Source organism: Leptospira langatensis, from assembly GCF_004770615.1.
GTDB lineage: Bacteria > Spirochaetota > Leptospiria > Leptospirales > Leptospiraceae > Leptospira_B > Leptospira_B langatensis.
On record NZ_RQER01000001.1, the window covers coordinates 23,667 to 38,682 of the forward strand.

The 15,016-nt window shown below is 44.9% G+C and carries 15 protein-coding genes; all 15 read right to left on the reverse strand.

Annotation, left to right across the window (positions count from 1 at the left end; translation table 11 throughout):
• Positions 1 to 3: 3 nt before the first annotated feature.
• Positions 4 to 1,329 (reverse strand): MBOAT family O-acyltransferase, encoded by a 1,326-nt coding sequence (locus EHO57_RS00100; protein WP_246050416.1) that lies wholly within the window; start codon positions 1,327 to 1,329, stop codon positions 4 to 6.
• 162 nt (positions 1,330 to 1,491) lie between these two features.
• Complete coding sequence (locus EHO57_RS00105; protein WP_135646760.1) at positions 1,492 to 2,739, reverse strand: adenylate/guanylate cyclase domain-containing protein; 1,248 nt, start codon at positions 2,737 to 2,739, stop codon at positions 1,492 to 1,494.
• Positions 2,740 to 2,816: 77 nt separating this feature from the next.
• A complete protein-coding gene (locus tag EHO57_RS00110) occupies positions 2,817 to 3,893 on the reverse strand; it encodes an ATP-grasp domain-containing protein (RefSeq protein WP_135646761.1) in 1,077 nt (358 codons plus the stop codon).
• Positions 3,894 to 3,898: 5 nt separating this feature from the next.
• The gene (locus EHO57_RS00115; protein ID WP_135646762.1) at positions 3,899 to 4,444 is read right to left on the reverse strand and encodes a hypothetical protein; all 546 of its coding nucleotides are present in this window, start codon (positions 4,442 to 4,444) and stop codon (positions 3,899 to 3,901) included.
• A gap of 128 nt (positions 4,445 to 4,572) precedes the next feature.
• Entirely contained in the window at positions 4,573 to 5,337 is a 765-nt protein-coding gene (gene pstB / locus EHO57_RS00120) for a phosphate ABC transporter ATP-binding protein PstB (protein WP_135646763.1), read from the reverse strand.
• Positions 5,338 to 5,370: 33 nt separating this feature from the next.
• Complete coding sequence (pstA, locus tag EHO57_RS00125; protein ID WP_135646764.1) at positions 5,371 to 6,315, reverse strand: phosphate ABC transporter permease PstA; 945 nt, start codon at positions 6,313 to 6,315, stop codon at positions 5,371 to 5,373.
• Between the two features lie 27 nt (positions 6,316 to 6,342).
• A complete protein-coding gene (gene pstC, locus EHO57_RS00130; protein WP_135646765.1) occupies positions 6,343 to 7,491 on the reverse strand; it encodes a phosphate ABC transporter permease subunit PstC in 1,149 nt (382 codons plus the stop codon).
• A 65-nt stretch (positions 7,492 to 7,556) separates the two neighbouring features.
• Positions 7,557 to 8,396, reverse strand: coding sequence for a phosphate ABC transporter substrate-binding protein (locus EHO57_RS00135; RefSeq protein ID WP_135646766.1), 840 nt, complete (start codon positions 8,394 to 8,396; stop codon positions 7,557 to 7,559).
• Positions 8,397 to 8,569: 173 nt separating this feature from the next.
• The gene (locus tag EHO57_RS00140) at positions 8,570 to 9,013 is read right to left on the reverse strand and encodes an LA_3150 family lipoprotein (RefSeq protein ID WP_135646767.1); all 444 of its coding nucleotides are present in this window, start codon (positions 9,011 to 9,013) and stop codon (positions 8,570 to 8,572) included.
• Positions 9,014 to 9,032: 19 nt separating this feature from the next.
• Positions 9,033 to 10,721, reverse strand: coding sequence for an OprO/OprP family phosphate-selective porin (locus tag EHO57_RS00145; RefSeq protein ID WP_246050417.1), 1,689 nt, complete (start codon positions 10,719 to 10,721; stop codon positions 9,033 to 9,035).
• Between the two features lie 279 nt (positions 10,722 to 11,000).
• A complete protein-coding gene (locus tag EHO57_RS00150) occupies positions 11,001 to 12,329 on the reverse strand; it encodes a spinster family MFS transporter (protein WP_135646768.1) in 1,329 nt (442 codons plus the stop codon).
• Positions 12,330 to 12,555: 226 nt separating this feature from the next.
• A complete protein-coding gene (locus EHO57_RS00155; protein ID WP_135646769.1) occupies positions 12,556 to 13,140 on the reverse strand; it encodes an energy transducer TonB in 585 nt (194 codons plus the stop codon).
• Positions 13,137 to 13,556 carry an ExbD/TolR family protein gene (locus EHO57_RS00160; RefSeq protein ID WP_135646770.1) on the reverse strand — a complete coding sequence of 140 codons (420 nt, stop codon included), beginning with the start codon at positions 13,554 to 13,556 and terminating at the stop codon, positions 13,137 to 13,139. Before EHO57_RS00160 ends, EHO57_RS00155 begins: the two co-directional genes overlap by 4 nt.
• A gap of 19 nt (positions 13,557 to 13,575) precedes the next feature.
• Positions 13,576 to 13,995, reverse strand: coding sequence for an ExbD/TolR family protein (locus EHO57_RS00165; RefSeq protein ID WP_135646771.1), 420 nt, complete (start codon positions 13,993 to 13,995; stop codon positions 13,576 to 13,578).
• Between the two features lie 33 nt (positions 13,996 to 14,028).
• Positions 14,029 to 14,874: a MotA/TolQ/ExbB proton channel family protein gene (locus EHO57_RS00170; RefSeq protein ID WP_135646772.1), complete on the reverse strand. Its 846-nt coding sequence runs from the start codon at positions 14,872 to 14,874 to the stop codon at positions 14,029 to 14,031.
• Between the last annotated feature and the right edge of the window lie 142 nt (positions 14,875 to 15,016).

A 15,016-nucleotide genomic window follows, 5' to 3' on the forward strand; every position in this document is an offset into this window, starting at 1 on the left:
ATGTCAAAATTGGAAATAGATGAAGGAAGCGGAAGGCCCTCGGTTCAATACGATCAGGAAAAGAAGAAAGGAGTATCCGACTACCGAAACCCATTCGTTAGAGGCTTGCGTAAATCTTTCCTTGTACCATCCGTACGCATGATATAAGAATACCGGAATGGAGAAAAAGAGTAAAAAGGAGCAGAGTTCCCAATCCGTTGCTAAGGTCAGATTGGATCCGATCAATCCTAAATAATCCATGGCCTTTTCGAAATTAGGAAGCCTAAATAATAACCAAAGAAGAGAAACGCTAAGGAACACGAAGGTCCCTTTTAAGAATAAGACGATCCTATTCTTAGGAAGAGAGAAGGGCAGGTTCTGTTCCAAGAATCTTTCGACTAAGAGCAATAGGCCATGTCCTATTCCCCACACCATATATCTCCATTCTGCTCCATGCCAGAGTCCGCCCAATGCCATGACTAAGAATAGATTGATGTATGTTCTTAGATTTCCCTTTCGATTCCCTCCCAGTGGAATATAAAGATAATCTCGGAGCCAGGTAGAAAGAGAGATATGCCAACGTCTCCAGAACTCCGAAAAATTCGATGATATATAAGGAAAATTGAAATTGGTCGGCAGTTGGTATCCGAAGAGTAATGCAGTTCCGATCGCAATGAGCGAATATCCTGCGAAGTCGGCAAAGATCTGCGCGGAATATCCAAAGATCAACAGTATCAACGCAAAAGAAGAATGATGCGAATTATACGGAAAATCGATCACGAAAGTCAGATCATTCAAATTGTCGGCGATGACCGTCTTTAAGAAATAACCTAAGATCAGGATCTTTGTCGCGGATATCCAGGGAATATCCTTGAAATTCTTGGCCTGAATCTGAGGGAAAAACTCTTTCGCCTTTACGATAGGGCCTGCCACTAATTGAGGAAAGAAATTGATATAAAGAGAGGACTTCAAAAGAAGATTGGGATAGGTAATTCTTTCCTTTAGGATTTCCGGTCCCATTCTGTAAAAGTCCACAACCATGCTGATCCCATGGAATGTATAGAAAGAGATGCCTATCGGCAAGGGAATGAGGAAGATCCAATGAAGATCTGAACCTTGAGAACTTGCCAGGAAGGTCTTTGCGAATAGTCCGCTATATTTAAAAAAGAATAATACGCTTAAGTTCAGTACCACTCCGAGGCCCAATACGGCTTTCTTGCTCTCGAAGTCTGGGAGTTGGATCAGGTATACGATGCTTGCGTTCCAGAAAATAGAAAAAAGGAGAAGGGTTAGGAGCCAAGGATCGGAATACGCATAAAAATAAAAACTGGCCCCAACTACAATGGCCAATTGGAATCTTTTTAAGAAGGGTAGGTAGTAAAGAAAGAATGTGATCGAAATGAATATTAGAAAACCAAGGCTGTTAAAATTCATAGGAAAGAGAACGAAGTTGGTTTACGTTCTCTCCTCTCTGCTCCTGGTCAAGGAGCAATCGATCGGCTGGAAAATATTTTAGGATAGGGCCGGGACTTTTCCTTCTTCCCAATCGGAGGATCTAAGTCCTTTGACTAAGAACATTTCGATCTCTCCTTTATTCTTAGCTTTTATCAATCCTCTAGATTCGCAGATAAAGTTTTCCCGCACTAAGTGAAATGTATCTTTGGAGATATTTACTTCTCCGGGAAGTCCCGAGCTTTCCATTCGACTGGCTATATTTACCGTATCTCCCCAGATATCGTAGGCAAATTTCTCGGTTCCGATCACTCCTGCGACCACGCTACCTGAATGGATCCCGAGCCTAAGTTCCCAAGTAGGAAGTCCTGCTTTCAATCTCTCCTGTTTATGTTTACGCATGAATTCTTGGAATTCCAGCCCGCAATATACTGCATCCAACGCATGCGTATGGTTCGGAGTAGGGAGCCCTCCTGCGGCCATATACGAATCCCCGATCGTTTTAATTTTCTCCAATCCGTATTTCTTTGCGATCTTATCGAACTCGGCAAAGAAGTAATGGAGTTCTCCCACCAATTCTTCCGGAGTCATCTTCTCCGCAATCTGAGTGAAGCCAGCCATGTCGGTAAACAAAACGGTGACGCTATCATATCTCTGAGGTTGAACGGTATCGTTCATTTTCAATTCGTCCGCTATGGATTCAGGAAGGATATTCCGAAGTAGGTTGTCCGACTTTTTTCTCTCGATGTTCAAGTTCCTGGTTAGGATGAAGATCAATAGTCCTACAAGGATCTGCACGAATAGATAATTTCCGCCCAGGTCCATGTATTCGGAATGCCTGTCCTTCTGCGGAACAATGAAATTCGGGTAGAAATATTCGAAAGTATAAAGAAAGGCAGTGACGAGTCCATAGATCGCATAGATCAGAATAATATTATGATTTTTTAATAATATAGTGGCGATCACCAAAGCGGGAATGAAATAGTAGTGATTTCCGCCGTTAGAGCCTCCATGTAAGAACCAAAGAGAAGAAAGATAGAATAGGATCGTAAGGTTTAAGGGCCAGAATAGGGAATAATAAATGCTCTTTACCCTGGAGAAGTAATACATGACCAGAAGGATAAGGCCGGACACGACATTGAGAAAAATGACCCGGTGCGAATATTCGGCTTCTTCTTCAAAGATGGAGCCTAGGATATTCAGGACCCCGTTCACGAGAGAGATGGTATTAAATAGTCTATGCTCTAATGAGTTCTTTTTGGGATCCCCAAATATAAAATAAACAAGTTGAACAAGCTTTTGTTTCATGACTCCCTCCGGGCGAGGACGAATAGGTAGTTTTCGCAAAATTCATTTTGATTGGAAACAAATTTTTGCTTCTGAGCTCAGCTGGATAGATTAGATACTACTCTTCCTCCGAAATAGAATTGGTAGAGTGCTTTTAAGATGGGAAAGAGGCCTGCCTTCTTTCCGTTTGATTCCCTTGCGATCCGAAATAAGATCCCCCATTGTCTGAATAGGATCTGGTATCTTTCTCTCTTAGAGAATCTAGGATCGTATAGGTTTGTAGATTCGGAAGTCACTCCGTTCAATTCCACGATATGCAAGCCTTTACCTTCTAAGAATTCGGCTAAGGAAGAGAATCGTATATCGTATCTGCCGAAATAGAATCCGGAAAAGCTAGAGGAGATCCGGTCCACGGCCTCGGTTAATTTTTCGGTGATCCATTCGGACCCATCTAAGAACAGCGTTCCTTGGCAATGGTTGCCTGCCTCCGAGAGCAGAAAGGATTCTCCGGATTTCGGAACCTTCTTCCAATCTTCGGGGAACCTGGCCTGGAAGACATGAGCTTGGAGACGAAAACGAGGATGATCTTCTACTAATTCTTGTAAGCTGGAAATTCCGTCTCCGACTAGTTTAGGGAACACTTTTCTTGTGATAGAGAAGATCTTTCCTTTCTTCTCGGACGGGAATCTGTAATAAAAAATGCCTACTTCATACGGGCCGGGATGGAATTCTTGGAGGATCAGATCCACATTCGATTCTTGGAGTGATTGCGCAAGTGCGGAGCGATCGCTTATCTTTCTCACTCCCTGTCCTCTTTGTCCGGAATCCGGTTTAAGAATGACCGGAAATTCCAGGCCGAGTAAATTCATTTTATCTAATATACTTTCTATATTCTTGGATGTGCTCGAGATTGGAAAGAATTTCAGCACTGCCTCTGAATGGATTTGTTTTAAGATCTCCGATTTGGATTCTCCAACAAGCCCGCCCAGGGGAATTCCCGGATTCGCGGCAGCGATGGAGCCGAAACCCAAAGATGTAATGGACCCTCTGCGGATCGATCTCAAGGATTCAAACGCGATATAAGGGATCAGAGGAAGATACAGTTTCCAAGTAGGCCAAAACTCCATGCGATCCGATTGTCGCAATAGGTCTTGTTCTGTTTGGGTTTCCAGCATAAGGATTAGATCACAGGATCCCAGGAAAAATAGGATTGAGAAAGATTGTAATGCAATGTGGAGATCGCAAACCCGAAATCCGCAGGAATATCATAAAAACCTAATCCATTCTCGAGAGCCACTCGAATGATCGCTTCGTGGTGGATAGTATGTTCTTGCACATACAAGAGCTCTCTTTCCCAAGAGGATTCCAGGATCTCTTCTTCTCCGGAAGAAGGGTCAAGAATATGGGAGACTTGAACGGGTCCTCCCCAATGTCGACTTTCCAATTCGGAAATGAGTTCTAAGATCCTGGAGGAGGTGGCTCGGGGAGAAGATTCGTAAAGAGGATTGCGCTCTCTGCGGTCGTAGGAGACCAAACCGTTTTCCCATCCGGAAAGAAGAGCTTCGGCTACTTCTACACAATGGCGAACTTGTTTACCTACGCTCGCACCGGAAAGTAATTCTAGGGGACGAACGTAGTTCTCTTCGGAGACCCGATCTAAAAGTTCTGAGAGGCGATAGAATAAGCCTGTTATGGATTGGAGTAAGACTGGCCTTGTTTGGATCATCGGCATAAACTTCGGTTTTTGCCAGAGAAGGTTACATGCTTACTATTTTTTTCCAACTTCTTTTCCATTCTCTTTCGGTTTTAAAGTAAGAGAATGGAATATAACCGTAATCTCGGACCTAAGCCGAATTAACCGAACTTACCAGAGATATAATCTTCCGTTTCTTTCTTGGAAGGGTCATGGAAGATCTTCTTCGTAGTATCAAATTCCACAAGACGTCCCATATAGAAGAAGCCGGTATAATCGCTGACCCGAGTCGCCTGCTGCATATTGTGGGTCACGATCACGATCGTATAAGAATCCTTGAATTCAGTGATAAACTCTTCTACCTTCTTCGTGGAGATCGGGTCGAGCGCGGAGCAAGGTTCATCCATTAGGATCACTTCGGGATTCATTGCGATCGCCCTAGCGATGCAAAGTCTTTGCTGCTGTCCTCCGGAAAGTCCGAGGGCGCTATCGTTCAATCTTTCTTTCACTTCTTTCCAGAGGGCTGCCTTTCTTAAGCTTTCCTCTACGATATGGTCCATCTCGTCTTTGGCCACATTGCCGTTCAGCTTTAATCCGAATGCAATGTTCTCGTATATGGATTTAGGGAATGGGAAGGATTTCTGGAATACCATTCCCACTCTCTTACGGAGTTCTACTACGTTCATTAAAGGATCGTAAACATTGATCCCGTCTATCTCGAGCTTGCCGTTTACTTTGGACCCGTCGATCACATCGTTCATTCGATTGATGGAGCGCAAAAAAGTGGACTTGCCGCAACCGGATGGGCCTATGAATGCAGTCACCTTCTTAGCATGTATCTCCAGAGAAATATCATGCAATGCCTGATTCTCTCCGTAAAAGAAATTGAAATGGCGGGATTTGATTTTTACTTTTGTATCTTTCACTGCGATTTTCTCCTCGCATCTATAAAAAACGGATCATATGTGAGCGCTGCCTCTTGCCTTACGGATCCTATATCGTAAGAAGGTAGCAAAGAAGCTCATCCCGAAGGTCAGAACAAGCAGAACAACTGTAGTCGCATATTGTTTCGGCAGGGCCGCGTCCACATCGGGCGATTGGGTCGCTAGAACGAAAAGATGATATCCTAATTGCATGAACTGATCGGAGAGGTGAGAGGGTAGTTCAGGTAGGGAATAGACCACGCCCACAAATAGGATGGGTGCTACTTCTCCGGCTCCTCTCCCTATCGCCAAAATGGCCCCAGTCAGGATCCCTGTTACGGAATTCGGAAGTACAAGTTTCCAGATAGTCTGCCATTTAGTTGCGCCTAACGCTAGGCTAGATTCTCTCATTTCTCTTGGAATTCCTCTCATCGTTTCCTCTACGGAGATGATGACAACCGGTAGAGTGAGGATTGCGAGAGTCGCTGCCGCCCAGATCAATGCAGGCTTGCCCCAAATTGGGGTGGTATTTCCTCCTACAACGTCCATTCCCTTCCCGATAAATTGGATGAAGAATCCCACTCCGAATAGACCGAATACGATGGAAGGAACTCCAGCCAAGGTATTGATCGCAAATCGGACGGTCATTGCGAATTTGGAATCCCTTCTGGTATATTCCGAAAGGAAGATACCGGTCGCGGTCCCGATCGGAATGCTGAATAAGATCATTATAAAAACGAGATATACGGTACCGTAGATCGCTGGAAAGATCCCACCTTCGAGGTTATTGTTCTTGGGAGATGCACTTAGGAATTCCCAACTGATCTCAGGGAGTCCTTTGTAAAAGATATTCCCGAGCATTAAAACAACGGCAGAAAGGATCAACGCAGTAGCCATCATGGGAATGCCCATTGCGAGAAGAGTGCAGATCTTTTCTTTAAGGACCCGACTCTGCTTGAGTCTGACTTTTTTCCATTTCAAAGGATTATACCAAATAAGAATTTCATTTTAAGAGCCTTGAAACTTCTTCATCAGCTTTTTCTTTACATAAAGCTCTGTGATCGCATTCAAAGTAAAAGTGAAAAGAAATAAAAGCACGCCTAAGAAAAACAGAATATTATAATGTTCCGATCCCCAAATGACTTCGCCCATCTCTGCTCCGATCGTGGCTGCAAATGTCCTGCTCGGATCGAAGATCCCGAAAGACATCATGGGTGCATTCCCTGTAGCCATAAGAGCGATCATAGTCTCTCCGAAGGCTCTACCTACTCCCAGTAGAACTGCTGCGAACACTCCCGGTAAGGCAGCAGGAAGCATTACTCTGTATGCAGTCTGCCATTCGGTCGCTCCTAACGCGAGAGAAGCCTGTCTGTAAGACTGAGGAACAGTGCTGAGTGCGTCTTCTGCCACTGTAAAGATGATAGGAGTTACTGCGAGTGCGAGTCCGATCCCGCCTGTCAAAGCGTTCAATCGGAAATCCAGATCGAAGGTCGCTTTTACTACTGTGGCCACATCCATCAAGCAGAAGAATCCGATCACTACGGAAGGGAAGTTTGCGAGCATTTCAATGGCAGGTTTAACGATCTCCCTTACTTTTCTTGGAACGAAGAAGGTAATATTCAAGGCAGCCAAGACTGCTAGAGGAGCTCCGATCAAAATTGCGATAACGGTGGTCTTTGCTGTTCCGATGATCAAAGGGAGGATCCCGAATTTAGGAACGGAAGAAACAGGCTGCCAAACCTTGCTAAACAGATTTTCAAATAGAGAGAGTTTTTCCGGTTCCGGCTGTGGAGAAGTTTCCGTTTTAGCGGGGCCTAAGGCTAGGCTGTCCCCGTCCGGATTGTATTCTGTGGGAGCATCCCCACTCGGACTGGTTGCCACTGGCGCATTCCCATCCGGGTTATATTCCGTAGGAGCGTTTCCATCCGGATTGTATTCTGCAGGAGAAGAGCCGCTAATATTTTCGGTCTTTGCAGTCGAATGCGATTCGCCGGGAAAAAATAAGGAAGAAGCTTCTTTAAAAACGAAAAAGAAAATAAGAACGATGGTGAGGATGGAAGTTGCCGCTATAACTTTAATTGAAGTTTCGGCGATTGTATCGATTTTTCGTCCGCTCGGATGTAAGAGATACCTTAACAGAGGATCAATATTGCTCATTAAAAAAGTCCGAGTTGTTAAATTTGATCAGTCGACCCCGAAACCGGAGCCGACCTTAAGATCGATTACTTCTTTTTAAGAGGGAAGTATCCGACGTCTTTTACTACTTTTTGTCCGTCTTTCCCGATCACCCAATCCACAAACTTTTTAGTTTGGTCTTTGGGAACTTCTCTCAGATAGAAATACAGATATCTGGAAATGGGATATTTATTCGTCAAGATGTTTGTTTCTGTAGGAAGTTCGGCTTTCTCATTTGCATTTACTGCAACTGCCAAGTCCTTCACTCCGGAAGCGTAAGCCGCTCCACCGTATCCGATTCCCCATTTGTCTTTGGAGATCGCGTTTACTAGGGCCGCAGTGCCGACCATATGTTGAACGGAAGCGTCAAAATCCTGTTTTTCAAGAACATGATCCTTGAAATACTCATAAGTACCGGAGTTGTTCTCTCTGCTGTAGAGAACGATTTTGTGATCTTCTCCGCCTAATTCCTTCCAGTTGGTGACTTTTCCAGTGAATATTTTGCGAATTTCCTCGATGGTCAATTTAGTCAGAGGATTTTTCTTATTCACATATACGGAGAGACCGTCGATCGCAACTTTGATCTCTACTCCGTTGGAATTGTATTTTTCTTTCAATTGCTGGATTTCTTGCGGTTTCAAAGGGCGAGAAGAAGCGCAAATATCGGTGGTCCCGTTGATCAGGGCTGCGATACCGGTGCCGGATCCTCCGCCAGTAACCTGGAATTGAAGGGATTTATCAGGAAAGGTCTCTGTCCATTTTTGAACGAGGATCACCATTGTATCGGATCCTTTGACAGTAAGTGTCTTTTTCTCTTCCCCGGATATGGAAATTGAAGAAAGAGCGAAGCTAAGTAAGACGAAAAGTCTTAAACCCATTTTTTTCATCAGTCTATTATTTCTCCTGAAGTGTTTGTTAAATATAAATTGAATTCGTTACGAACGAATTTCTCAAATATTACAATCAAAATACACCCGGCTCTATTGCATCCTATTGCCGTTTCTGAGCATTTTTACTCGAACGTGATCAATAAAACCGGGGCAATGATATCTGAATTGATTTAGAAACCGACTGCGCTAAGAATCTTAGTACCGCAGGCCCCACCTCCTTGGCCTAGGTTTGGATCACATGTGTACATTTTAAAATTCACCGTGCTCCCGTTGGTGGGAACTCCCGAACCAAGGAAACCTAGGGCACTACAAGTAGACTTGGAAAGTGCAGACTTGCGTCTTTCCGTATCTAAAGAGTGTCCGAACATTACCACATTATAATAGTTCGTGGGAGACAGGGTTGTGTTGGAACTCCCACCTATCGTGAATGTGTCGTAGCAATCTCCTGTATAATCCACATTATTTTCTGCAAGCTGTACCACGACGATGGATCTATTTCCGTCGTCTGGGGAAGCAAATAAGGTAGATAAGATCCCGTCTTCCGTTTTTTGAGAAGCGCAGGCTATCATAAACAGTCCTAAAGCAGCGGGAACGAATTTGAGTAAAGTTTTCATAATATTCCTCCAATCTACCTTATTCTAATCTCGTATTTAAATGTTCTGGGCTGACCGTTCCTGTCCAGAAGGTGGCCTGTAGCTGGAAGTAAAACGTCTGGTTATTTACAACCGCAGGCTGTCTGGTGATCGGATCCACACCTAGTCTCAGGATCGGGATCTCGTAAAAGATCTGTGCCTTGAGAAGGTGTCTGTCTCCGAATAGGTTCAGACCTACCCAATAGTATTTCTTAATATCCGTATCTTCTATCTTACCATCTCTGTTGAAGTCTCCCTTCAGGAAGTCATAACGGAAGACCGGCATGATATAATATTTCTCTGCGAATTTTATATTATACCCTACAGTGGCTTGCCAGCCAGTAAGATTATTAGAAGCGGGTCCGTTAAACGCAGTGTATGCGCCGCTCAAGTAAAAACCGTTCCAGCTAAAAGTACCGTCGTAAGTATATCCTCTCAGCCCCATTCTAGGTTGGCAAGCGCTGGTTTGGTAGCTTGGGACAGTGCAATCGGAGGTGCTGCTATCCGGAGTGGTCTGGGTAGTCAATAGATATTGAGTAGGGGCTCCTCTCGGGATCGCACCGTCTACCGCTAAGGAGGAAGCAGGGCCGGAGCTAAAGCTTGCATTCTTAGTCTGCATTGTAGCCGCTCCTAGAGAGAGTTTTGCGTCGCTTTGGAAGATCTCTTCTCCTTCTTGCCAGCCAACGTTCGCTCCGTTCTCTTTCACAAGACCGCCGAAAACGTTCCACTGAACTCTTGCAAAGTATAATGGAGAGATCAATACGGGTTGGTTCGGTCTACCTGCTACGGTAAGATCCTGCCTTCTTCCTGTTCCGTAGTCACCACCGGCACCATGGCCGTTGCTCGCCATAAGGTCCACTGTAAGATGCTTTTCGAATTTACCTTCGAATACATCCTTTAAAGGAGAAAGTCTTAAGTTTACCCCGAGGTCGAACTGAGGGATTGCGTTCGTCATATAAGAACGTTCTAATGCGATAAAGTTTGCGGAAGACATGAGATATTCTCTTTGAAATTGAGTAGGGATCTGTCCGAAACTTACTCTCGCTCCCAAGACCGGAAGGTTTACGAACGTAAAAGCTTCTTGGAGATAACCTCTGGCTTCTTTGAGAGATACGTTTGTAACGTCGCCTGCCGTATTCTTGGACTGGGTAATATAAGGAGCGTTGAGCATATTCTCTCCCCTTAGATTGATCAAAAGTCCCCACCAGGAATTTCCTTGGTACTGAACGCCTAAACGCAAACGACGGAAGTTCCAGTCTACGGAATTGAAGTCGTCTTTACCGTTATTGTAGTTGGAACCGGTTTGGGCCGAGATCCCGCGGAATTGCATCCTACCGGTGATGGTAAGCTTTTCCTTTTGGAGATCCTCAGGACGGTTCGTTAAGTGGTTCGGATATGGATTGTATTTCGGATCGTTCTTATTGATCGCCTTATCTACCTTGCTTTTGAATCTTCCTGGACCGGGCTTTGTGAATAGCTGCCCGTCCTGGTCTTCATAGATGGTATATTCCTCCACCTTCGGTTTTTCTGGAGCCGGTTTCGGTGCCTCTTGGACCTGAGCCATGCTCCCTTCCTGAGCAAATGCGGCTTGGGAAAACACAAGCAAGCCGGCAGGAATAAGTATGGAGAGAAGAAGCCCTAAGACCCCCCACTTCTCGTTCTTTTTTATATTCATTTTCAGAGTTACCATAGATTCGCTTTTGGGCAGTTCTACCCGCGAATTCGTTTACGTTTTGGTAACAGGATGGTTGCAAATGGTTACAAAATGATTACGAGAAGGTAAGGATTCGATCACAAACCCCCGAAATGGCCCAGATTCGGGCACCATTAGTCCGGAATTTCCGGGGAAAAATCCGGAAATAGGCACTTTCTATTTCAGTTGTGTTACGGAAAATCTCCCCCAGACCTTGATGTTAGGCGATAAAAATTACATTTCTCTTATGAATATTCTGTTAAGAGAAGTCCTTATCTATCTCCCGCTGGATGTCATATCTTGTTTCATTTGGTTGGCGTCCGAAGAGAAGGTTTTAGAGGCCAGGAAAACGAAAATTGAGGTCATGAAAACTGTGACAGGGATCAAATAGAGGGAATCATGTAAGCCGATCGCCCTGAATTGCTCCGATATTTCGGTAGCACCCGCTTTCATCATGGCGGATCGGGTGAGGTAGTCCGATAGCCAACCAACTACTGCTGGACCCATTGCACCGCCTAATAGATACATCACAGCGAAATATAAAGCCATGGCGGTCGCTCTCAATCTTGGTACGATGATATCTTGGATCGCAGGATAGACACAGGTGTAATAATTGTAGGATACGAGCCATCCCAAGCCGAATAGAAGGGAGAAGGCGAGGACGAATTCTTCCGATTGCATCAAGGCAAGCCAAACTAGAATGGAAGAAGCAAACAGATTCACTGCTCCGAAAAATAGCCTGCCTTTTTCAGATCTCTGGTGGATCTTATCCGCGATCCATCCTCCTGCGGTGAGACCGACGAGTCCTGTGATCCCCACAATGAATCCTGTAGTCATTGCCGCTTTTACTAAAGTGAAATGATAGAATCTTTGTAATAAGGAAACTAAGAAGCTATTTACCGCATAAGCTGCAAAGTTAAAGGTCAGGCCGGATAGAATGATCCACCACATGGTCCGAATGCTTAGTACTCGTCGAATCGGTCGGTCCACTTTTTCTGTGGAGACTGAAACTGCCTCTGCAGCGCCTCTTTCCGGTTCATGGATAAAGAAGAAGAAAACGGCGAGAAGAATTCCTGGAATGGATGCGATGAAGAAGGGGGCTCTCCAACTTCCGAAAGCCTTTACAAGAGCGCCTATCGTAAAGAATGCGAGAACCAAGCCGAGAGGAAGGCCTAACATAAAGATCCCTACCGCTCTTGCTCTCCTATGTGCTGGAAATAGATCTCCGATCAATGAATTGGCTGCAGGAGCATAACTTGCTTCTCCGATTCCAACGCCCATTCTCACCAAGATAAAAGAGAAGTAATTCCAAGCATATCCGTTCAACGCGGTGAACGCGCTCCAGACAGTCAAGCCCCAAGCTATGATCCTTTTTCTGGAGCCTATATCCGCTAAGCGACCTAAGGGAAGGCCTGCAATCGCGTAAATGATCGTAAACGCGGATCCTACAAAGCCTAATTGCAGATCGGAAAGATCCCATTCGTGACGGATCGGTTCCACTATAATTGCAGGAATGGTTCTATCAAAAAAGTTTAATAGATTCGCCAAAAAGAGAAGGATCAATATTCTCCAAGCATGCTTGGATTGTTTTGCAGAAGATTCCATGGTCCGCAACTATACTCTGGCTTAAGAAAAAGCAAATCATAAAAATGTAATTCGAACGAGTGTTCTTCCATAAAGAAGAAGGGTTGTATTAGAAGAACAAGATCTATCTTTTATAAGAAAGACTTTTAGAATGAAGAATAAAGCGAACGGGTGTTAATTGGAAAGCAAAAGGAATACTACTTGGATCTATCTCCTTCTTCTAAAAGAAAAAGGAGATAGAATAGGTTTAGTTCAGTTGGAAGCGAACTGGGACAAGCACTTTGACAGTGATCGGTTTTCCTTCTAAGATAGAAGGAGAGTATTTCTTTTTATAAAAAGCCTCGATCGCTGCGTTTTCAAGGCCGAAGCCTAGTGATTTACCGATGTTACGAACTCGTAAGACTTCTCCAGTGTCTGCGATCACTACCTCGATAGTGATCGTTCCTGTAATACCGGCTGCCTGAGCATCCTTGGTATACTGAGGGATCACATTCGGAGAAAGATCTATTGGAGAGGTTGCTCCGGAAATCACCTGGTCTTGTGCCCCCGCGATCCTGGGATCTTCTTTCTTCTTTAAGGTATCGGTCTCTTCGAAATCTCCGTCATCGGGAGCTCCTTGGTTCGGATCCTGGATGACTAGGTTGTCCACGAACGCGACCTCATCCACCAACTTCTCCAAACGGTTCGAAGGAAAAGTCGGCACATACCAAAGAGAGAAGACAAGCAGTTGCAATACGACTGAAGTAGTTACCCAGAACTCGATGCGGTAGCGATCGATAAACTTTCTAAGTTTGCTCTTGGAGGTAGTCTCTTCGGCGACTTGTTGCTTCACTTTAAGCCACCTCCCTGAGTAGTCTTAGTCACGAGAGAGACCTTCAGGGCTCCCGCTTCTTTTAGAAGTTCAAAGACAGCGTCTAGATCCGCATAAGGAAGTTCCTTATCCGCATGTACCAATACTTTTAGATCCGGAGTAGTGGTGAGCTTTGCACGAATATTATTGATCGCTTCGTTGATCGGCATTTTCACCTGGTTATAGAAAACGCTTTTTTCAGCGTCGGCACTCAGGTAAAGGTTTGCGATCTTCTTGTTCAACTGCTCGCCGCCCGGAACGTCCGGAAGAGCGATCGGGATATCGGGATCGGTATCCAATACCGAGGTAACCATGAAGAATACCAAGAGAAGGAATGCGATGTCCGCCATTGAACTCACCGGGATTTTAGGCGGTGCTTTCTTTTTTTTCAGAGCCATAAATACGCGTATTCCTTAATTACTTGAGCCTTTTAACGGAAACTTTCGTAAATCCGCGAAGTTGAACGGCTGAAAGGGCATCCAACATGTTCGCGTATTTGGTTTCACCTGTGGTCTTAACTAGAGCTACTTTCTCAGAAATATTATCAATTTCTAATGCATTTAATTCCTTGCGGAATTCCTTTAGGTTGCTGTATTCCTTGGTGCCGATCTTGGTATTGCGCATTTTGATCACATCTCCCGAGACCAAAACCTCGTAGACGTTCTCACGCAGGATCAGAGTCGGCTCCGCGTCCTTTCTGGGGAGGGAAATGTTCAAACCTTCCTTCACGAAGAAGACTGCAGTTACCATGAAGAATACGAGCAAAAGGAACGCGATATCCGACATGGACGACGCGGAAATTTCCTCGAGCTCTTTCTTTTTCTTTAATTGAATCATAAAACGGACCTCTTCCGAACGAATCCGGAAAGATTAAGCTCGCGCGTTTTGTTTCAGGAATTCCTTATAGATGCGGTTAGCCGCTTCTTCCACTTCGGAAGTGAAACCGTCGATTCTCGAGGTTAAATACTGGTGAAAGGTCATCGCAGGAATTGCGATAATTAGACCCGCAGCAGTGGTGATCAAAGCCTCTTTGATACCGCCCGCAACTACTTTCGCGTTTACTTGATCCGCGTTAGCGATCGCGTCGAACGCGTTGATCATACCGGAAACGGTTCCAAGGAACCCGATTAGAGGAGCAATGGTAGAAACTGCAGCAATGATCACAAGACCTCTTTCGAGAACAGTGATCACCTCGGCCGCTTCTCTTTCGATCCCTTTTGCGAAGATCTCTGCGTCGCCGGCGGAAACTTCCAGGCCGTTTTTCAAAACGTCCGAGATCTTGTATTCAGGGTTAGCTGCGATGAATTCTTTCGCTGCTTCCAATCCACCTTTTTCCATCTTCTCCGCTAGGTCGATATTGAAACCCTTAGGAAGAAGTTTAGCAGTGTATAGGAAATAGATCCTTTCGAAGATGATACCTAATGCTACAAAAGAAGAAAGGGCCAGGGGATACATGGTCCATCCACCTTTTTCAAAAAGGTCCCAGAGGCCTACGTCTGCTTTCGGAGGAGCCGGTGCAGCAGGTTCTGGAGCAGGAGCTGGGGTTTCAGGAGTAGCAGCTTGATCAGCAGGAGTAGTTCCTGCTGCTGCAGGAGCTGCCGGTGCAGCGGTATTGTTTTGGGAAAATAGAGGAAGAGAAGCAACAGTAAAAAATCCTCCGATGAAGACAATGGCGATCCACTGACGAACGGAAAGATTAATATAAGGATTATGCATAGCTTCGAAAGCTCCGTAAATATTTGTGTGATCTTTGTACGCGAATTGGGTTACGATAGTATTACGAAGTCGTTACGCGTTGGGAACATTGATCTCAGATCGATTTGGGCATCGATCTGAGAGGGGTTAGTTGATTTCGTTT

Bases quoted from the DNA above. Each gene is read 5' to 3' on its own strand.
- EHO57_RS00105 (WP_135646760.1), bottom strand. From the start codon at position 2,739: ATGAAACAAAAGCTTGTTCAACTTGTTTATTTTATATTTGGGGATCCC.
- EHO57_RS00110 (WP_135646761.1), bottom strand. From the start codon at position 3,893: ATGCTGGAAACCCAAACAGAACAAGACCTATTGCGACAATCGGATCGC.
- EHO57_RS00115 (WP_135646762.1), bottom strand. From the start codon at position 4,444: ATGATCCAAACAAGGCCAGTCTTACTCCAATCCATAACAGGCTTATTC.
- pstC (WP_135646765.1), bottom strand. From the start codon at position 7,491: ATGAGCAATATTGATCCTCTGTTAAGGTATCTCTTACATCCGAGCGGA.
- EHO57_RS00135 (WP_135646766.1), bottom strand. From the start codon at position 8,396: ATGAAAAAAATGGGTTTAAGACTTTTCGTCTTACTTAGCTTCGCTCTT.
- EHO57_RS00140 (WP_135646767.1), bottom strand. From the start codon at position 9,013: ATGAAAACTTTACTCAAATTCGTTCCCGCTGCTTTAGGACTGTTTATG.
- EHO57_RS00145 (WP_246050417.1), bottom strand. From the start codon at position 10,721: ATGGTAACTCTGAAAATGAATATAAAAAAGAACGAGAAGTGGGGGGTC.
- EHO57_RS00150 (WP_135646768.1), bottom strand. From the start codon at position 12,329: ATGGAATCTTCTGCAAAACAATCCAAGCATGCTTGGAGAATATTGATC.
- EHO57_RS00160 (WP_135646770.1), bottom strand. From the start codon at position 13,556: ATGGCTCTGAAAAAAAAGAAAGCACCGCCTAAAATCCCGGTGAGTTCA.
- EHO57_RS00165 (WP_135646771.1), bottom strand. From the start codon at position 13,995: ATGATTCAATTAAAGAAAAAGAAAGAGCTCGAGGAAATTTCCGCGTCG.
- EHO57_RS00170 (WP_135646772.1), bottom strand. From the start codon at position 14,874: ATGCATAATCCTTATATTAATCTTTCCGTTCGTCAGTGGATCGCCATT.